Source organism: Halalkalibacter sp. HAAS-P014, from assembly GCF_056619965.1.
Window position 1 is genome coordinate 270,802 of sequence record NZ_JBWQTV010000013.1, and the last position, 19,615, is coordinate 290,416.

Genomic DNA, 19,615 nt, shown 5'->3' on the forward strand with positions numbered 1-19,615 from the left:
TATATTACCACTCTCTGTCAAAAGTAGATTTTCTTATTATATAGAAACATTCGCCGTACTATCAATCATACTACGAAAGAGCCGGCGTAGGCCTTAAGTCATCGTGCGCTTACGTCGGATTGAGTCTTTTTTCTTAGATCGTAATACCTGATTAGGAGACCTCCTAAATATTTCATTTTACTTGCTTTGGTTAGGACCAATATAATAGATGTATAGAAATTTGTCGAAAATTCGTTTAGTAGATTGTAGAGAGTCCTATAGATCCTGTAGTGGACACCTTAGATTTGTAGTCATAGTAAATAGATGCTGATGCTAATGAAATTAGAGGTATTGCGATGGAAAAGGAAACGATTATTTTTTTGCATGGTATTGTAGGAAATAAGAATGCGTTTAAAAAGGAAATCGATCTATTAAGTGCTTACTATCATTGTATCTCGTACGATTTATATGATCCAAAAGATTTAGAGGGAAAGGGACTACTTTCCTTGGAGTTATTGCTTGAACTGCTTCATCATAAATTTATGATCGCTGGAATTAAAAAAGCTCATTTGTGTGCACTTAGTTTTGGTTCGCTTATCGCAAGTGCCTTTGCTAAGAAATATCCTGAGCTCGTAATAAGTATGACGTTTGTAGGGGGATATTGTTGTAAGGTCCCTTCTACATTTTATCAGAATCTTACTAGAGTGTTAGAAATGAAAGAACAGTTAGATTACAAATTATGGTTAAGGCTGTATGGTAGTTTGCTAAATCCTAATATTTGTGGGATTCAAGAAGATTCGGAAGCGATCTTCTACAATTGTGCGCTTGAAGTTCATCCACTTGTATTAGAGAGGGCGATACGCTTGCAGCTGGAATTTGATTCAAAAAAGGTATTAGTTGGAATGAAAACCCCAATTTTATGGGTAATGGGAGAGCATGATGAATTGTATAAAGGAACACTAACGAATTTGACGGAGTACATCCCGCATGTTGTCTATAAAGAGATAAAGGATGCGGGGCATGTGGCGCATATTCACCAGCCTGCTGAATTTATGTCAATTTTTCAATCCTTTCTAAAGACAGATAAATTATTCAGGAGTGCGTAACTAGCTTTTAGTAGGAGGTTAATTGTGTCAATAAAAAAGAAACTGCCCTTAATTTTCACCTCGTTGGTACTGTGTATTTTGATTGCGTATAGTACAATGCATTATTTTCGATCGCAAGAGAAGTTAATCGAATTCAATGAGAAAGAGATCGAGTTGATTACTCAAGAAGTCTCCTATCAAGTGGAAAACTCAAAAAATGGGGCTCTGTATGTGGAGGACCTTATGGGGAAGGAGTTGCGAACGGCTTCGATCGCGATCCAAAACTCTTTGCCACCTAATTACGAAGATGTGACGAATGAACAACTAGTAGAGTTAGCAGATAAGCTAATGGTTTCGCATATTACTTTACTAGCTGAGACAGAGGATGACATTGTCGGTGTGAAATCGTCTGATCCTCATGAGATTGGGATGTCCACGAATGAATGGCTCTTTTGGTACGATGCTTTTAAGCAGCTCCTTGCTTTAGAGCCTGTAACGGTGGAAGAGGGCTTGGCTCTACCAAACTATTGGACAGGACCGATTGAGATTGCAGCAAGTAACCCTGATCATACTGACAAATGGGGTTATTATTATGACGGGACGACCGATTATATTATCAATCCATATAACCGTGACAGCGAGGTACTTGAGTACGAGGAACGCTTTGGTCCAGGAAATATTATGGATCGCTTTACAGAAAAGCTAGAAGGTGTTCTAGAACTGACCGTGTTTAATCCGAATAGTTTTGGCCAAGAGACGGAAATGCGCCACTTAGAAGGGAACAGTTTTATCCGAATTGTCGATCAACCGATTTGGTATGGAACCTATGAATTTGTCAATCAAACAGCAGATGTTGAATTGGTTCAAATGGCGATGGAAACAGGGGAAACACAGAGCTATATGGAAGAAATAAATGGCGAACTTGTAACCAAAACATTCGTGCCGATTACAGACACGCAGGAACCATATGTCATTGGGGTAACCTATGATTACAGTTTAATTCAGGATGAGCTTGATAAAGAATTGATGCAGCATCTCGCTTTATCGATCCCGTTTATCTTGGCAGTGTTTCTTACTAGTTTAGTGTTTTCGCGCTCAATTACAAAACCAATCAGCGATATTGTTGAAAATGTAAATGAGATTGCCAAAGGAAATTTTGGACGAGAAATTCATTTAAATCGGAAAGATGAACTAGGCCACCTTTCTCAAAATGTTAATGAATTATCAAATTCGTTGAAAACCTATGTGACAGATTTAGAAGAAAGTCAAAAGCTTATTCAATTTCAAGCTTACCATGACCCATTGACAGGATTACTTAATAGACGCTATTTCCAAGAGGAGCTAGAAAAGAGAATCGCCCGTTCCCAACAAACAGGCGAGACGGTTGCCATTTTATTTATTGATGTTGATCGCTTTAAAGACATCAATGACACATTAGGGCACGCCAAAGGTGATCAATTATTAGTGTTGGCTTCCGAGCGTATTAAAAACTGCCTGACTACAAGCGATACGGTATTAACAAGGCAGGGTGGCGATGAGTTTGTGATCTTATTTAGTGGACTAGAGGAAGAAGACATTCAGGAGATCGCTGATACGATTGTTACAAAGATTAACGAGCCTTATGTGATTAATGAAAATGAAGTGATTGTCAGTGCCAGCTGTGGAATAAGTATGTATCCAAAGCAGACAGAAGATATGGAATCGCTCATGATCTATGCAGACGGTGCAATGTATGCTGCGAAAAAGCAAGGCGGCAATAAAGTCATGTTTTATAATGAACAAATCAACAAAGAAAAGAACGAGAGACTTCTTATTGAAACTCGGTTAAGAAAAGCGATTAAAGCTGAAAAAATTGAAGTCTATTACCAGCCAAAAATAGATGCTCGCACAGATAAAATGACCGGGGTAGAAGCATTACTAAGATGGACAGATGAGGAACTAGGCTTTGTCTCGCCAGAAGTGTTTATTTCTGTTGCTGAGGAAACGGGACTCATTCATCCATTGTGGAAAATCGCGATGAATAAAGCTTGTACGCAAATCGCAACATGGAATAAAAACCGTAAAGAGCCACTCAGCTTAGCTGTTAATTTTTCAGCAAAGCAATTTCAAGACCCTACCTCTTTAGTGAAGCAGGTCAAAGAAATTCTCACTAGCTGCGAGTTGGCACCGAGTCTTTTTGAAATTGAAATCACTGAAAGTACGTTGCTGTTTAATACAAAAGAAACGATTAGCGCTTTGAAAGATTTACAGGAATATGGAGTCTCCATCTCAATTGATGACTTTGGAACAGGCTATTCGTCGTTAAGCTACTTAAAGTCATTGCCAATTGACTGTCTGAAAATTGATCGTTCCTTTATTCAAGACATTAAAGAGGACTATAGTAACGCTGAAATTTCAGAGGCTGTCATCAACCTTGCGCGTGGCCTGCGCTTAGAAGTAGTTGCTGAAGGTGTCGAGGAAGAGTATCAGAAGGAATTTTTACTTCAGAATCAATGTTACCACATGCAAGGGTATTTATTTAGCAAGCCAGTTAGTGCAGAGGAACTTGAGAGAATGTGGGGATGATAGCCCCCACAACTTTTTTACAAAATAGTTTGATAACATTTCTAATATTTCCTTTCGTTTTTGTGGTAAAGTAGCATTTGGTGATCATTTCATCAGCATGACCAAGAATACTGGAGGAATAAAGTTGATTATTGATAAGTTAACAAATGCAAAATTGTATGACAACCTACACCCAAGGTTGAAAAAAGGGCTCGACTTTTTACTTGAAAATGACTTAGAAGAATTAGAAGTAGGTACTTATCAAGTTGAGGATGATAAAGTATTTGTGATGGTTCAAGAGTATGAAACGAAACGAGCTGAAGAATGCAAGTATGAAGCTCATTATAAATATACGGATATCCAATACGTAATTAAAGGCCAAGAAAAAATGGGTTATGCAAACATTGAACAGACAAAAGTGGCTGAGGAAGTCGAATCAAAAGACGTCGTATTTTTAGAAGTGGATGGAGATCTTTTTACCGTGCATCAAGGTTCTTTTGCTATTTTTACACCAGAAGATGCTCACATGCCTGGTCTATGTGTTGATCAACCAGAACCTGTTCGAAAAGCTGTTGTAAAGGCGCTGTGTGAATAGGCTTTGATAAATAAAGTAGAGGAAAGCTCATCACCTTGAAGGTGGTGGGCTTTTTTTTGTTTAGGAATTAGGACAGGTATCTATCGGAATTCGTAAGTTTAATTAGGATATATCTTCCATTATATCTTGTGGTAGGTCAAACATAGTTATATACTTGATATAGGGCTATTTACCTAAAAGATCAGAGTCATAGATAACTTATTTGGAGGAGGAAGAGAGCATTGCATATTTCTTTATTTATTTTACTACTTTTACTCATAGGCTTAACGCTTACAATGTACGTTTATATAAGAAAATTGTTTGCTCAGACCGTTGAGACAACGCAGGCTAGAATGGAGGAGATGGAGGAAACGATCGGTGAGTTAGTTAAGAGGGTAGAAGGGCAAGTGTCCAAGCAATTCGATGAATCTATTAAAATTCAGAAAAAGGTAAGTGAGGATCTACTGCTAATACATGAAGATACGTATCAAGGTCTTTTACATGATTATAAAAATCAATTCGAGGTCTATCAATCGGAACAAGCAAAAATCATTGGGCATCAAATTGAACAAAGAGGAAAAGAAGCCGTTGCTCGCTTAGATGCCTATCTTAATGAAGAAATGAAAGAGATCAAAAGATGGGAAGAATTGATTGAAGAGAAAGAGGGCGAGCCAGCTGAATTAATGGAAGTTCTTGAATCAGCGTTAAACAAATTTCCGAGTCATAAGCCATTTATGAAGTTATTGAAAGAACAGATTGATAGACTTATGGAGACACCTAATCCGATTGTGAAAAAGAGAGTAATCGAGCGTTACAACCGAGCAGCGCGCGTGTTTCTGGATAACTGTTCAGCTGTTGATTACACATATGCAAAGGATAAACTCGACCATTCGCTTACGATTGGGAACCGATATATAAATGAGGTTGAGAATAAACGGCTATCCGTTCAGAAAAAAATACTAGAATCGCTGGAGCTAAAAGTTGAGGCATTGCTATTAAGCCAAGATTTCACCGATGCTGAGTCAAATGCGATTGAGGATCTTGATCAAAAAGTCAATAAAGAGTTTATAAAGCAATATCCGAATTTACATAAGCAGTACCAGGAGATATCGAAAAAGTTAATGAAATACTTCTCTCCGGCAGAAATGGGGGAAGCTAAAGTGAAACAGTATAACTATGAGGCGATTGAATCAATTAAGAGTGCCTATCAAACGTTCCAAAGCAACCCGAGCAGTTACCGTAACGGAGTGAACTTTCAAGAAATTACGAAAAAACTAGGGGGCTGGGATTCGCAATATCTAGAGCCAGCTACCCAAATCTATTTCCAATCAGTCTATCAAGAAATCTTTTCAAAACTCAATCCGGATGTTAAAGCAAAGTTTGCTAGAGGTATCTTGAGGGAAGACAAAAAGGAAATTAGTTAAGATGAGTTTAGAGAAACGAAAACGAGTGAATAACCGGAACTTTCATTCATCTAACCGGATTGGGGAAGGGATTGCCTTAAGCTATCTATCAAGTTATTGGATGGCAGATAAATTGATTGTGGAACCTAAGGAAATGGAGTTTCTTGAGTACCAAGAACAAGCAACGGAACAATATGAAAAGCTGCTAGAGAGTTTTTCGAATGATAGTATTTCAAGTATCGATACGGCTAGAAGCTTGGGGGTAAGCCGTGAGTGGGAAGTGTATAACTTCTTTGCGCAAGATTATATGAACGCACCTGAAGATGTTTTTACCTATATTAATGATAATGGTGAAGCTGTTGCATTTACTGAAGATGAGATCGAGCTTATTGCACAAATGGAAAAAGGGGGCAGTCGTCCTGTAGAGGGGATTGAAGGGCATCACATGGAGCTTGTTAGCCATAATCCTGATAACGTTGATTTAGCAGCAGATCCCGATAATATTTTGTTTGCTACGGAGCAAGGACACCGGGAGTTTTTACATAGTGGTAACCCATCCAACGCAACTGATCCAGCTTATTTTGCTTTTTCGAAGACAACGGATGAGAAATTTGAGATGACGATGATTCATAATGAAGATGTTATGACATTAAGTGGCTGGGAAACAGGTGCCCTTGCGATAGGTGGAGGGACGACTTTTTATGTTTCGGTAAGTACACTTATAGAGTGGCAGAAAATAAAAAATAACCCTTCGCCTTGGAGTGAGAAGCGCGAGCATCTAATTAAGAGCGCTATTGCGGCTTCTGTATTCGGCGCAGGACTAGCATCGGTAGGGTATGTTACCCATATGTCAGTTGGTGGCATGTTATCAGATGTCTCCCCTGGTGCAATGGAACATTTCTTTACGGAAATGGTAGCGATCAATACCTCTTTTTTGGCCATTACAGCAACCGGAGCTTTACTCAGGTATTATTGGAGCATTCGAGAAGGACAATCGGCCGAGTTAGCTAAAAAAGACTTTCAGCATGTCATGATGGTCGCAACAGCTGAGTTCCTTGCTTTTTCAGCAATTGGGGTTGGACTTGATGCAGCTGGTAGTTTAGTGTCAGATACATTTGCAGACGCTCTGATTCCCGATCCAACGGGTGTATTAATCGCGCTAAGAATTGGCTACGGCATTTTTAAAGCAGGCAAGACGATGCGTGATTCAAGGCAAAATAGAGAAGCTCTTCAAGAATGCATTGATTCCCGGTTGAGGTATTTGTATGAGGGAGCGCAAAAGGTGAACCGCAGTGGTAATGACTTGCCGGCGATTTAGGAAACCATGTTTTGTTTTATGAAAAAAATTAGATTAAGATCGAGTGTTGGTCACTGGGTCTTTATTTTGCCGAATTTTATTTAATGATGAGCATGAGAATTTTTTCGACTATCGTGTATCAATAAAGTTAACAAGCTGTGCCCTCTCGTGGTTTTGATCGTAAAAAGTCAAGGGTGCTTACTTTAACCCTTTGTTTTTTAACAGTGTTTCAACTTTTGGGATGGTATGTTAAGTTAGTCTGTCCTAAAGTTTTCCATTTTATTCGATAACGATTAAGCAAACGAAGTAGCGCTCATTCCCAAGAGAACAGAAAAAATTCAAATAATAAAAACAACTGAATATAGAAAAACTTATTTAGAAGGTACCATGTACAGAAGGATGTGTTTACATGTCAGAAACAGCAGATAACCCCCAAATCGATATTCAGATCAATGACAGAATTCAAGTAACAGAAGGCGAATACAAAGGCGAAAAAGCCGATGTCATAAATGTTTATAACAATACGATCGCTGTGTGCTTTGATAATGTAAAGCAAAAAGATGGCAGCAACTTTCGAACCGTTGTGAAGCATGATAAGTATAAGAAAATTTAAGCTGCTATACTGGTAGAACTGATATGAACGTGCAATAGTAAATGTATGCCTGCTGCAGTCAATTTTAAAGCAGCTAAAGAGCCTTGTAGTCAATTATGGCGTAATTAGGGCTCTTTTTTCGTTATTTGATTCCCATCAAACTGAAATTTTTGAACAAAGTTACACCTTGAGCAGGCTCTTCCTGTTTGTACATGAGTTACCGGGTCTTTATAATAAATTTCCTCAAATTCGCAAACGGGGCATTCCATAATGTGCAGGATTTCTCTCTCACCTAAAACAATATCCAATAAGTTCTCAAAATACATGAAAGATCACCTCTATCTCTGACTAACATAACTGTACCAAATGGGCAGTGTGAACGAACTCGAAGTTTGTTGCGAGAAATATTTTTTTGTGCGACAAAAGTTGATAACGTTATGTGAGGCGAGGAGGCCGGTCGAGGGGCAGGACTGGAGGCGATATGGGAGGTGGCCGGAAAAGAAGGGAGACCGGCCGGAAAGAGAGGGAGTGGCCGGAAAAGGAGAGAAGCTGGCCGGAAAGAGAGAGGGAGTGGCTGGAAAGAGAGAGGAACCGGCCGGAAAAGGAGGGGAACTGGTCGGAAAGAGAGAGGAGGTGGCCGGAAAGAGAGGAACCGGCCCGAAAACGAAAGGACACTCAAAAATCAAGGAGTACAAGCTCTTCTTCTAGCACCTTGCACACACATCGCATTCCCGCGCATGCCAAAAAAAGAAGCCTCACCAAACTCCGACGTAGAGTTAATAGTGAAAGCTTCTTTCTAAACGAATTTACCCGACCCACTGCGTAACTTGAGCAAAGATTAACACCATAACGGCAATTCCAACCCAGATTAAAAAGAGAGGGAAGTAAAAGCGAACCCACTTTTGCCAAGCGACACCGGCTAGAGCAAGTGTTGCCATAAAATAACCTGATGTCGGGAATAGAATATTTCCGAGTCCATCCCCTAATTGGAAGGCAAGTACAGCTGTTTGTCTCGTGACTCCAATGAGATCTGAAAGGGGAGCCATGATTGGCATCGTTACCAACGCTTGCCCACTTCCGGACGGAACTAAAAAGTTAAAAAATAGTTGAACGCTGAACATTCCAATTGCACTGAAGACAGCTGGAAATTCACCGACAAATGTTCCGAGAGCATAAACGATCGTATCCATAATTTGTCCGTCTTCCATGACAACGGCGACAGCTCTAGCAACACCAACGATCATCGCACCAACCAATACATCTCGAAAACCGTCATTGAACCCTTCACAAATTTCAGTAGCCTTCAAACCAGCAATTAGACCGACAACAATTCCCATAACGATAAAGAGACCTGACATTTCAAGCATGAACCAGCCTTGAACTAACACACCATAGATCAATATTCCAAAAAATCCGAGTGCGGCAAATGAGGCAATTAACTGTCTTTGTGTTGCTTTGAGTGCTTTTGTATCACCAGTTGACTTGTATAGCTCGCGTTTTTCTCTATCCTCATCAAAAACTAAGCTAGCCTCAGGATTGTTCTGGACTTTTTTCGCATAACGGATTACGTAAAGAATCCCTGTAATAATTATCAATGAAAAGACAAATGTACGAAGACCGATACCAGAATATACTGGGATTTCTGAAATTTGTTGTGCTAAGCCGGTATTAATCGGATTCAAGATCCCTGCTGTAAAGCCTGCTGTTGTTGCAATAAGTGCTACAGCTGCTGCAACGACCGAATCAAAACCTAATGCAATCATAAGTGGTAGAATAATTGGTACATACACTAAACTTAATTCTTGTGTTCCGATTAAACTACAAACGACGGCGAAAACCACCATTAATACTGGAATAACGACAACGTTTCTGCTTGAAAATTTTCTAGTTAATTTATCAACACCAATTTCAATAATACCTGTACGGCGCAGAACCATGAACATGCCACCGATAATAAATGTGAAAAAGACGACTTCTCCTGCAGCGACGAGACCGTTTGGAATGGCTAACATAAAATCAATGAGACCGACTGGAGTTTGCTCAACTACTTGATAAGAGTCGGGATCAATCGTTGTTCTCCCTTCCGGACCAGGAACTCGTTCAAAGATTCCAGCCGGGACAAAATAAGTAGCGATTGCTGCAATAGCACTAAAGAAAAACAAAATGACATAAATGTGAGGCATTTGAAATGTAGGCTTCTTCTCATTGAGTTGTCCTATCTTATTAGGATCAGGTTGGTTTGATTTCGTTGCTAATGACATTGAATCAGTTCCCCCTTCTTATGTATACAATCACGAACAATTGTCAGAAAAATTTAACTATAGTTAGGATTCTAAAGGGGGAATGGGGTGAAGTCATTGGTTAGGATGACCAAAGCCTCTTATACCTGTTGTGTCAATTCAATAATAAGTAGTAGTCGAGCTAGTTGTGGGAATTGTCTAACAACAGCCCGCAATGTAGAATGGGACAATCATTTTAACGTATGAAAAGGGACAGAAAGCCAAAAAACCGGTTTTTTAACCGGTGGTAACTAATGTAACAATCGAAATTAATACCGTTGATAGATTATCTTACATCTGTAATAAAAAAAATGAGATAAGGGGTCAGACCCCAATGTGTTGCTGTACTGTAATGCAGTAGTGTCTGACCCCTAGCTCTTTCGTTATCCTCCTTTTGCAAACTGGGAAGGTGTCACCGATGTAAGCTTCTTAAATACCCTCGTAAAGTAGTTCAAATCATTAAATCCGACCATAAAAGCGACATCCGTTATTGAGATTGTGCCTCTTCTTAAATAAAGCTTTGCTTCTTCAACTCTTTTCATGTTGATGTATTCCGTTATTGTCATACCTGTGTCTTGTTTAAATTTTCGTGAGAGGTGCGAGGCGTTGACGTGCAAAGTAGCTGCAATCTCTTGAAGCGTGAGAGGCTGTTCGAGATTTAGCTGAATGTGATCGACTGCTTTGCTGACAATTGGGCTATAATTCTGGGTTGAGTAGGTTTTAACTAAATCACAATATTCGTTTAACATTATTCTTCCCAAGTCTTTTAATTGGGTTAAAGTTGTCGTGCGCTCGATTAAGACCGCAAACTTCTCTGATATGTTATCGATGTAAATAGGATGGACACCTCCTCGTTCTGCAGCGATTCTGCACACTGTGTTTAGAACAAGTGTGATGTTTTTCGATGATCGCAGTGGGCTTTCTGGAATTCGGTCAGAAAAGTCGAGAGTACTAACTATTTCTCGGATACAATGGGCGACTCGATCGCGATCCCCCTTGGCTATGGCATTTCTAAGTTCCTTTTCTTGTTTGTAACGTAGCTCGATAATGTGCTTATTCTCATGGATGGTTATTTGTAGCTTTTCCTTGTTTAAAGCGGGTACCATCGCTTCGGAAGTGATGATCGATGCATCAATGAATTGGTTTCTACACATGTTTATAAGAAGTTCTCCTATTGCTTTATATTCCGGGCTACTAATTATCGTCAAAGATTTGAAATAGGCTTCAAGTTGTGTCCGTTGACTTATGGGGAGATTGTTTCTTGAAATAATGTCACTCAGTAAGTCCATAAATGAACTATTTGAAAGAAACGGGCCCATTAAAACAGTCCCACTAAACGATTCGTCTAACCAAAGCGCACCAGCTATAAATTCAAGTCCGTACGCATTTGTATAGTAATAGTAAGTGTTCGAGTTATTTTGTTTTAATACGTCCATAATAGTAAGGTACTCTTTGTCGATATTTTGCAAAATGGGTGGAAAAGGTCGACTGACTAGGTCATAAATCTCTTTGCCTTCTTGGTCAACTAGCCTGACATCTAATTTTGAAATGGCATTTAGGTTGTGACAAATTTTTTTCAGATTATTAAAGTTGTCTGGCATGATCTTCAACCTTTCTGTTACTTGCTTCTCTTTAATGTAAATCGTTCGTCACAAAAATGCAATATATGTACTAATTAAGGCAAAACCATATGATTACGTACAAGCTCGATAGTATATACTTTAGTTAATTCAAATGACTCAGAAAGCAAACAGGAACTTTACTGGAGATTTTGATAATCATTATGAAAACGTTTTAACCGTAATTTATTAGAGGGGGAACTAGTAATGAGAAAAGTGATTAACATTAATGACGCGTGGAAGTTCATCAAGCAAGATGAGGCAAGCGCAATGCAAAAATCGTATGACGATAAAAATTGGGAAGATGTAACCGTACCGCACACGTGGAATGCCATTGATGGTGCGAACGGGTTTGATTTTTATAAAGGTGCTTGCTGGTACCGTAAAGAAGTATTTATTGAAACAGTAGCAGAAGGAAATAAAGTATTTATTGAATTCAAAGGTTCAAATAGTATTACGGATGTCTATGTTAACGGAACGCACTTAGGGCAACACCGTGGTGGGTATTCAATTTTCCGTTTTGATGCAACTGACGTAGTAGAATTTGGGAAGAACAACTTAGTTGCTGTTAAAGTAGATAACACTGTGGTTGACGATGTGTATCCACAAATGGCTGACTTCACGTTCTACGGTGGGATCTACCGTGATGTGAACGTAGTGATTGCAAACCCGGTTCATTTTGACTTAATGGATTATGGTTCACAAGGTGTATACATTGTTCAAGATAACGTTTCTGATGCAGAAGCGAAATTAACAGTTAAATCACGTTTAGTGAATGCTCATGATGCTGAGAAGAAAGTTAGACTTTGGGCAGATATCGTTGATGCAGATGGAATTAGCGTGGCGTATGCGACGAAGGAAGTGTTTCTAGCTGCAGGCGAAACGAAAGTCGTAGAAATTCCAGCAACAATTAAGAATCCAACTTTATGGAACGGTAGAAAAAATGCTTATCTGTATCAAGCAAACGTATCGCTTACAAGCTTTAATGATACGATTGATGAGCTTTCAATTCCAATTGGTGTTCGCTACTTCGAAGTTGACCCGGCAAAAGGCTTCTTCTTAAACGGTGAATCATTGCGCTTAAATGGTGTATCACGCCACCAAGATCGTAAAGATATGGGTTGGGCGATTACGAAAAATGAGCACAAAGAAGACATGGAGATCATCAAAGAGGTGGGTGCAACGTCGATTCGCTTAGCACACTACCAACATGATCAATATTTCTATGACTTATGTGACCAAGAAGGTATGGTTGTATGGGCTGAGATTCCATTCATTTCCGTTATGTCAAAAACAGAATTAGAAGGAATCAACGCGAAGCAACAGATGATTGAATTGATTCGTCAAAACTTCAACCATCCATCAATTATTTTCTGGGGAATTCAAAATGAAATTCAAATTAGTGGGGAAAGACCAGAGCTTCGCAGGCTAGTAAAAGAATTGGACGAGTTAACGAGAAAAGAAGATCCAACAAGATTAACAACGATGGCGAATGTGATGTTTGTACCGGATGAAGATGAGTACAACTTTATCACAGATACAGTCGGCTACAATAAATATTATGGTTGGTATAATGGTAAGTCTGAGGATTTCGCTGGCTGGCTTGATGAGTTCCATGCGAAAAATCCAAACGTAAAACTAGGGATTTCAGAATATGGAGCAGAAGGAATTTTGCAATATCACTCTGATGATCCAAAAGTAAAAGACTATACAGAAACATATCACACGCTATACCACGAAACGGTTTGGAAAATTTTCTCTGAACGCCCGTTCCTATGGTCGACGTATGTATGGAACATGTTTGACTTTGGTGCCAATATCCGTGATGAGGGTGGCGTGCAAGGAAGAAACAACAAAGGGTTAGTGACGTATGATCGCCGTATTAAGAAAGATGCATTCTATATGTATAAAGCGAACTGGTCTGATGAGAAGTTTGTTCATGTGACAAGCAAACGATTTGTTGATCGTGCTACAGATGAGATCACAGTAAAAGTGTATTCAAATTGCCAGGAAGTTACGCTATATGCAAACGGAGAAGAAGTTGGTACAAAAACAAATGAAGACAACAAGTTTGTGTTTGAAGGTGTAGCTCTTGCATCTGAGTTAAACGAAATCAAGGCTGTAGCGACAGAAGACGGCACTCTTTTTGAGGATGTTGCATGGTTTAACAAAGTTGCTGAGCCAAACCCAAGTTACGACGCTCCTGAAAAGGATACAGGCGGAGTTGTAGCAAACTGGTTTGACATGCCAGATGATCTTGCAGATGTTGAGGTCGGAGAAGTTACCATTACCGATGATGTGTATTCAACTCGCGATTCATTCGAAACTCTATATGCAAACGAAGAAACAACAGCCATTGTTGAAAAATATTTGGGCAAAGTATCTGAAGGACCAATGTATGGCATGATGGCAGGTATGAGCGTTGATATACTTGCGTCAATGGATGATGAAACATTCAATGAGAAAATAATGTACTTGCTGAACAAAGAGCTTACGAAAATTAAAAAAGCATAATTAAAACGAGGTTGTCTCAAGCTAAGATCTGACCCCTGCTCTTAGAGGAGGGGGTCAGACCCCTTTATGAGCCAACCTCGCCTATTTTATGTTGTCAGGGAAATCTAAAATCAGTTCCGGAACTTCGAGAAAATGTTGAATTGCTAACGCGCATGCACCTAAAACTCCAGCTTTGTGCCCGAGTTCTGACAAAACAATTTCACAGTTTTGACTGATGGATGATTGTAAGTGACTTTCAACTTTATCTACTGCGTTTGGAATCATTTTTAGTATTTCTGAGTTTAGAACGATTGTTTCAGGGTTATAGAAATTAATAATATTGTTTAAACCGATTGAAATATTAAAGATGAGTTTTTCAATCTCCTTTTTCGTAATAGCATCTTCATTTGCTAGTAAGTTACGAACATGTTTGTGTGTAACATGGGGGATCTCGAGCTGCTTGGATAATTGTTTAAAAAGACTATGTTCCGAAGCGTAAAGCTCCCAACAGCCTTTATTGCCACATTTACAGGGTTCGCCATCAATGGACACGATCATATGGCCCATTTCACCAGCGTAGCCGTGATATCCTTTTTGAATTTTTCCGTCAACCATAATACCAACACCAATTCCTAATGAGAAAAGAATACTAATTAAATTTTCACTAGTATGATGTTTATATACTTTCTCGGCATAGGCAGATAAGTTAGCGTTATTCTCAATGGAAATCTCTAAATCTATTTTTTTCTGAAGGTCAGTTTTTAGCTGTTTATTATGCCATTGATATCTAGGAACAAAATAGATGCTATCTTCTTTATTAACCGTTCCGTGGATTCCGATCATCGCGCTAATTAAGCCGAAACGACTGTGAGTGTATTTCTTTTGAAGTTTTTTGATTTGTTTGATGAGTAACTCAACAATTTCATCATATTCTTCTGTGTCAAATGTTTCTTTCTTGTGATAGACGGGAACGCCTTTTAAATCTGAAACGGTATAATGAATTTCTTTATAATCTAAATCAATCCCCAATACGTATCCAGCCTCACCATTTAAAGACAGCATAATCGGCCGTCTTCCCACAACATTATGCTCTTGCTGTGTTTCGTAGACTAGTTCTTCCTCTAATAAATCAGAGACTTGTACAGAAATTGTAGCTTTATTAAGGCCAGTTATTTTTGATAAAGCAGCTCTTGATATCATTCCATGTTCAATAATCTTGTCCAGTATTATCCCTCTATTGATTTTCTTTATGAAGGCGCCATCTCCAGTAACCATGGTAAATCCCTCCCTGATCAATTGTATTCTCTATTTAATTAATACGTTTCAAGTAAAGAATAATAATATAGCAGTCATTTATCTCTATCATATATGAATTGGTCAGAAAAAGAAATCGTTTTCAAAAGGAGATGAAGTACGTTGTAGTATAAATGAGAGTTTTCACTATAAAGGTGGTGGATTGTAACAAATTATCCTCATTTTTTCAAATGAAAAGGCTTGCGCGATAAAACGCTTTCGCATATTATAAATGTAACAAGTTAATTTGTTTGGCCAACAAAATAATTTACCATTTGGTGACCTTTTCTCAAAGTGGAGATATACCCTACTGTTTATAAGCATTAGCAAATATGAAATAATTTCTAAAAAAAATATGTTGCATTTTAAAGCGCTTTCATTTATTCTGAGTTTACAAGTTAATTTGTTTGGCCAACAAAGTAATTCAACGTTTTAATGAACACTGCCAGTTTTGAAAACGCTTTTATAAAACCGGATTTTGGGAGGGATTTTGATGTCAACAATCGGAGTACAAAATGCAGAGAAATACCACACGGCAAAAAAGTGGCAAGTTGGTTTATTCGCTTTAAATAACACAGCTACCAACCTTTATATGTTCGTAATGATTTTTGTTTCTTACTACGTAACAGGGGTTGCTGGTTTAACAGTTGTTTTAATTAGTACAATTTTAACATTCATGCGTATCTTTGACGGGATTACTGATCCAATCATTGGATATGTTATTGATAAAACCGAATCGAAATTTGGTAAATTTGCACCACTGATGATTTTAGGAAATGTTATTCTGGCAACGACAACGTTTATTACCTTTACGTATACACACATGATGCCTGATGGTTTCCAAATGCTCTTTTTCATAGTGATTCACGCGATTTACATTATTGGTTACACGATGCAAGCTGCTTGTACACGTGCAGCGCAAACTGTTTTAACAAATGATCCAAAACAACGTCCATTATTTGCAATCTTTGATGCGATCTACAACTCTGTCCTATTTATAGGTGGTCAAATGTTTATCGCAATGTATCTTGTTGAAAAGCACGGCGGATTCACATTATCTTTATTTACAGAGTTAAAGTATTACGCAATTATCTTAGGTGGTATTTTCACAGTTCTGGCTGTTATCGCAATTAAAGAGAAAGACAAAAAAGAATATTATGGATTAGCAGAGCAAAACGTTAAAACAGGCTTCCGTGATTACTGGCCTGTTATTAAAGAAAATCGTGCATTGCAAATGTTAATTGTCGCAGCTTCTACGGATAAATTAGCAATGCTAATGCCTCGTCAAGCGGCAGTAGGGGTTATGTTCTTCGGTATCGTATTAGGAGATTACGCATTAAGTGGTACAATGGGGTTAATCACATTAGTTCCTATACTTCTGGTCGTATTCCTCGGAATTGGCAAAGCCCGTAAAATTGGAATGAAACGTGCCTTTGTATTAGGTACATGGATTGGATTAATCACATTTGGTGCAACAGCAGCTTTCTTATTATTAGTTGATTCAACAGCTATTTCATTATCGAATCTTGGATTTGTTACAATTGGATTCTTAATCCTATACAGCTTATCGCAAGGTTTCGCAAACTTAACTGGTAACATGGTTATTCCGATGATTGCAGACGTTTCTGACTACGAAACGTACAGAACAGGACGTTATGTACCGGGAATGATTTCAACAATCTTCTCATTCATTGACAAATTGGTCTCATCTCTAACGCCGGCAATCGTTGGTTTCGCAGTTGCGTTGATTGGTTATACGGACACGTTCCCGGAAGTTGGAGAAGCATTAACAACTGGTTTATTGTTCGTAGCGATATTCCTAATGTTCGGTGTCCCGATGATTGGTTACGCTCTTTCGCTAATCGCTATGAAGTTCTACCCACTAGATGATAAGAAGATGGATGAAATTCAAACAGCGATTGCTGAGATTAAAGAAGGAAAAGATAAAGAAGCAGTTTAAATCTAAGAATCGTAAAGCGCAGGCTCATTTTATGGGTCTGTGTTTTTGTTATTAGAATTGCATGATGGATCGAATTACTTCTATACAATAGAAGAAACTACAAATTGACTTGAGAAGATTAGGTTATGATCAATGAAAAAAACGGTATGATTTCCTTGTTCTACGTTCATCCTAAAAGAAGAACATGTTAGGAGGAATCAAAATGCCGGAAAAACCTGCAATCACTTCATCCGAATTAGGTGTATTGTGGCTTACATATCAACAGAAGACAATGATTGCTCGAATGTTAGAGTACTTTATAGAAAAAGCTGATGATGAGAAAGCGAAAGAAATCATGACTAATTTATATGGAGAAATTGGCCCTTATATTGATAAGATAACAAACATTTTTAAGAGTGAGGGTGCCGTAATTCCTCTTGGCTACACAGAACAAGATGTGAATTTAGATGCGCCTAGGCTTTATGATAATGGATTTGATATTATGTTTATTCGGCTGATAAAGGAAATCGGTATGGGGATGCATTCAATCAATATCACGATGGCATACCGGGAAGATATAGTACTACTGTTTAAAGAGCTTACCGCTCTTACTCAAAGCTATTACAACCAATGTACACAATATTTGCTTGAAAAAGGAATGATTGCTCGTCCTCCTTATGTTTCGATGCCTCAATGGGTTGGGTTTGTAAAAGATAAAAGCTATTTGGGGGGGAGCTTTAATCCGTTTAATGAAAAACGAGCATTAAATACTGTTGAAGTGGCACATGCGTATCATGCAATTGAATCAAATGTCACCGGAATGCAAATGATTACTGGTTTTGCTCAAGCTGCAACTACGAAAGAGGTAAAGAAATACTTCAAAGAAGGAGCGGAGCTTGCTAAAAGTATTGTAAAAGAGTTGACTGAGTTATTTCTAGAAAGTGATATTCAAGCTCCTGAACCACCTGGTGGACATGTCACTGAATCAACTGTGGCCCCGTTCTCAGAGAAATTGATGATGTATTGTACAAGTCTTTTCTGTAGTTTTTCAATCGGTGGTAACTCGTTAGGGACTGCATTTAGCTTGAGAAATGATGTGCCAGCAATAATTACAGTTATTATGAAAGACATTATAGAATTTGCTCACAAAGGAGCAAAGATTATGATTGAACATGGATGGATGGAAGAGCCTCCTCAAATGGAAGAACGAAATCAATTGACGGAATAGAGTAGCGGGGTCAGACACCGCTGTGATGAGGTGAAGAGGTAAAGAATAGATGGTACTGTTCTGTAAAGGCAGGACAAGTAACTTTGATGGTGACTGAAAGAGCCTTGCTTGAGTTTTTTAAATTATATGCAGTTTTTATTGTACATAAATGCTTTGCGTTTAACCAACCCTATAATGGGAGGTGATGCAGGTTGTTTAAAAATTTCGAAAAAGCCTTTCTGTCAATAACGTCGCTTGTTACACTGTTTTTATTGCCATTTGCCATAGTGAAACGATCATTTAAAGACTGGGTCATTGTTTACTTAGTTAGTGTTGTTGGCAATTCTATGGCGGACAGATACTTAGTATCAAAAGGATTTTTAAAATATAATGTAAGGCCGTTCCCGAATAAATTCTCAATTCACTTGCCCTTTGATTATATACAGTATCCTTTATTTTTGCTCTATTATAATCAGTGGACATTAAATAGTAGGCCACTCGGAATCTTCTTGAAGGCTTTCGTTTTTGTGATTCCTCAACTTATTGTGGAAGTAGTTGCAGAAAAGAAGACTAGTTTAATCACCTGGAAGAAAGGGTGGGGTTGGCAGCACTCTTTTGTGAGTATGTTAATTAAGTTCTTGTTATGTCGAGCGATTATCTCTATTATTAGGGTTGTGAACAAAGGGAAAATTTCTTCTGCTTAAAGGACACTTTGGATGTCCTTTTTGTTTGACTGTTACTTGTTCTTAAGGAGTTCTGGTTGAGGTAACATATTCTAGGTTTCGTCCTAATTGAATGAATGATAGAAAACCTTGTTGTATTCAATCACTAGATATGGTAAATTATAAAACGCAGCAGAAAATGACGAATTGTCATTAGAAAAAAACTTTGTAAAAAGTGTTGCGTAGAATATTTTGTTGTGGTATATTATTTCTTGTCGCTGATAACGACAAACTTTTCGTAGCAACTTATTTAAAAACTTTTTTAAAAAGGTGTTGCACGGAACATGAGAATGTGTTAAGATAGTTATTGTCGCTGAAACAAACGACATTAAGTGAGTTCTTTGAAAACTGAACAAAAGCCAAGTGAAATAGAGATACACGATATCTCAGGGATTTTCAAGAAAATCCTAACGTAATTATTATTGCATTGCTAGCGTGATGCAAATTGAGCTAATCAGCTTACCATTTTCATGGAGAGTTTGATCCTGGCTCAGGACGAACGCTGGCGGCGTGCCTAATACATGCAAGTCGAGCGAACCAATTAAGAGCTTGCTCTTAAGAGGTTAGCGGCGGACGGGTGAGTAACACG

The 19,615-nt window shown here is 38.4% G+C and carries 14 protein-coding genes and 1 rRNA gene; 12 read left to right on the plus strand and 3 right to left on the minus strand.

Annotated elements, in window-relative coordinates; genetic code table 11:
• The first annotated feature begins 335 nt into the window (after nucleotides 1-335).
• The 7 genes from AC1FXZ_RS11410 (at nucleotide 336) to AC1FXZ_RS11440 (ending at nucleotide 8,182) form a co-directional block, all read left to right on the plus strand.
• Nucleotides 336-1,085, plus strand: a complete 750-nt coding sequence (locus AC1FXZ_RS11410; protein ID WP_480053654.1) for an alpha/beta fold hydrolase — start codon at nucleotides 336-338, stop codon at nucleotides 1,083-1,085.
• 24 nt (nucleotides 1,086-1,109) lie between these two features.
• Nucleotides 1,110-3,629, plus strand: coding sequence for an EAL domain-containing protein (locus tag AC1FXZ_RS11415; protein WP_480053656.1), 2,520 nt, complete (start codon nucleotides 1,110-1,112; stop codon nucleotides 3,627-3,629).
• A gap of 124 nt (nucleotides 3,630-3,753) precedes the next feature.
• Nucleotides 3,754-4,203, plus strand: a complete 450-nt coding sequence (locus AC1FXZ_RS11420; RefSeq protein ID WP_480053658.1) for a NanQ anomerase/TabA/YiaL family protein — start codon at nucleotides 3,754-3,756, stop codon at nucleotides 4,201-4,203.
• Between the two features lie 221 nt (nucleotides 4,204-4,424).
• The gene (locus AC1FXZ_RS11425) at nucleotides 4,425-5,606 is read left to right on the plus strand and encodes a hypothetical protein (RefSeq protein ID WP_480053660.1); all 1,182 of its coding nucleotides are present in this window, start codon (nucleotides 4,425-4,427) and stop codon (nucleotides 5,604-5,606) included.
• Nucleotide 5,607: 1 nt separating this feature from the next.
• A complete protein-coding gene (locus tag AC1FXZ_RS11430; protein ID WP_480053662.1) occupies nucleotides 5,608-6,903 on the plus strand; it encodes a hypothetical protein in 1,296 nt (431 codons plus the stop codon).
• A 388-nt stretch (nucleotides 6,904-7,291) separates the two neighbouring features.
• Nucleotides 7,292-7,495, plus strand: coding sequence for a DUF2187 family protein (locus AC1FXZ_RS11435; protein ID WP_480053664.1), 204 nt, complete (start codon nucleotides 7,292-7,294; stop codon nucleotides 7,493-7,495).
• 354 nt (nucleotides 7,496-7,849) lie between these two features.
• The gene (locus AC1FXZ_RS11440) at nucleotides 7,850-8,182 is read left to right on the plus strand and encodes a hypothetical protein (protein WP_480053666.1); all 333 of its coding nucleotides are present in this window, start codon (nucleotides 7,850-7,852) and stop codon (nucleotides 8,180-8,182) included.
• Between the two features lie 98 nt (nucleotides 8,183-8,280).
• Here the strand turns inward: AC1FXZ_RS11440 and AC1FXZ_RS11445 are convergent, their stop codons facing one another.
• Together AC1FXZ_RS11445 and AC1FXZ_RS11450 are read right to left on the minus strand one after the other, a co-directional pair.
• On the minus strand, nucleotides 8,281-9,735 hold the full coding sequence (locus AC1FXZ_RS11445; protein WP_480053668.1) for a YfcC family protein: 1,455 nt from the start codon (nucleotides 9,733-9,735) through the stop codon (nucleotides 8,281-8,283).
• Between the two features lie 401 nt (nucleotides 9,736-10,136).
• Nucleotides 10,137-11,354, minus strand: a complete 1,218-nt coding sequence (locus AC1FXZ_RS11450; protein ID WP_480053670.1) for a helix-turn-helix domain-containing protein — start codon at nucleotides 11,352-11,354, stop codon at nucleotides 10,137-10,139.
• Nucleotides 11,355-11,579: 225 nt separating this feature from the next.
• On the opposite strand from AC1FXZ_RS11450, the gene AC1FXZ_RS11455 reads away from it, so the two are divergent.
• Nucleotides 11,580-13,886, plus strand: coding sequence for a glycoside hydrolase family 2 protein (locus AC1FXZ_RS11455; RefSeq protein ID WP_480053672.1), 2,307 nt, complete (start codon nucleotides 11,580-11,582; stop codon nucleotides 13,884-13,886).
• An 81-nt stretch (nucleotides 13,887-13,967) separates the two neighbouring features.
• Here the strand turns inward: AC1FXZ_RS11455 and AC1FXZ_RS11460 are convergent, their stop codons facing one another.
• A complete protein-coding gene (locus AC1FXZ_RS11460; RefSeq protein ID WP_480053674.1) occupies nucleotides 13,968-15,140 on the minus strand; it encodes an ROK family protein in 1,173 nt (390 codons plus the stop codon).
• Between the two features lie 511 nt (nucleotides 15,141-15,651).
• Here AC1FXZ_RS11460 and AC1FXZ_RS11465 point away from each other — a divergent pair.
• The 4 genes from AC1FXZ_RS11465 to AC1FXZ_RS11480 form a co-directional block, all read left to right on the plus strand.
• Nucleotides 15,652-17,118 carry an MFS transporter gene (locus AC1FXZ_RS11465; RefSeq protein ID WP_480053676.1) on the plus strand — a complete coding sequence of 489 codons (1,467 nt, stop codon included), beginning with the start codon at nucleotides 15,652-15,654 and terminating at the stop codon, nucleotides 17,116-17,118.
• Nucleotides 17,119-17,320: 202 nt separating this feature from the next.
• The gene (locus AC1FXZ_RS11470; protein WP_480053678.1) at nucleotides 17,321-18,325 is read left to right on the plus strand and encodes a DUF3231 family protein; all 1,005 of its coding nucleotides are present in this window, start codon (nucleotides 17,321-17,323) and stop codon (nucleotides 18,323-18,325) included.
• A gap of 191 nt (nucleotides 18,326-18,516) precedes the next feature.
• Nucleotides 18,517-19,008, plus strand: a complete 492-nt coding sequence (locus AC1FXZ_RS11475) for a CBO0543 family protein (RefSeq protein WP_480053680.1) — start codon at nucleotides 18,517-18,519, stop codon at nucleotides 19,006-19,008.
• 485 nt (nucleotides 19,009-19,493) lie between these two features.
• Nucleotides 19,494-19,615: ribosomal RNA gene (locus AC1FXZ_RS11480) — 16S ribosomal RNA — on the plus strand; the annotation flags it as partial.

Bases quoted from the DNA above. Each gene is read 5' to 3' on its own strand.
- AC1FXZ_RS11450 (WP_480053670.1), bottom strand. From the start codon at position 11,354: ATGCCAGACAACTTTAATAATCTGAAAAAAATTTGTCACAACCTAAAT.
- AC1FXZ_RS11465 (WP_480053676.1), top strand. From the start codon at position 15,652: ATGTCAACAATCGGAGTACAAAATGCAGAGAAATACCACACGGCAAAA.
- AC1FXZ_RS11455 (WP_480053672.1), top strand. From the start codon at position 11,580: ATGAGAAAAGTGATTAACATTAATGACGCGTGGAAGTTCATCAAGCAA.
- AC1FXZ_RS11435 (WP_480053664.1), top strand. From the start codon at position 7,292: ATGTCAGAAACAGCAGATAACCCCCAAATCGATATTCAGATCAATGAC.
- AC1FXZ_RS11410 (WP_480053654.1), top strand. From the start codon at position 336: ATGGAAAAGGAAACGATTATTTTTTTGCATGGTATTGTAGGAAATAAG.
- AC1FXZ_RS11430 (WP_480053662.1), top strand. From the start codon at position 5,608: ATGAGTTTAGAGAAACGAAAACGAGTGAATAACCGGAACTTTCATTCA.
- AC1FXZ_RS11470 (WP_480053678.1), top strand. From the start codon at position 17,321: ATGCCGGAAAAACCTGCAATCACTTCATCCGAATTAGGTGTATTGTGG.
- AC1FXZ_RS11460 (WP_480053674.1), bottom strand. From the start codon at position 15,140: ATGGTTACTGGAGATGGCGCCTTCATAAAGAAAATCAATAGAGGGATA.
- AC1FXZ_RS11445 (WP_480053668.1), bottom strand. From the start codon at position 9,735: ATGTCATTAGCAACGAAATCAAACCAACCTGATCCTAATAAGATAGGA.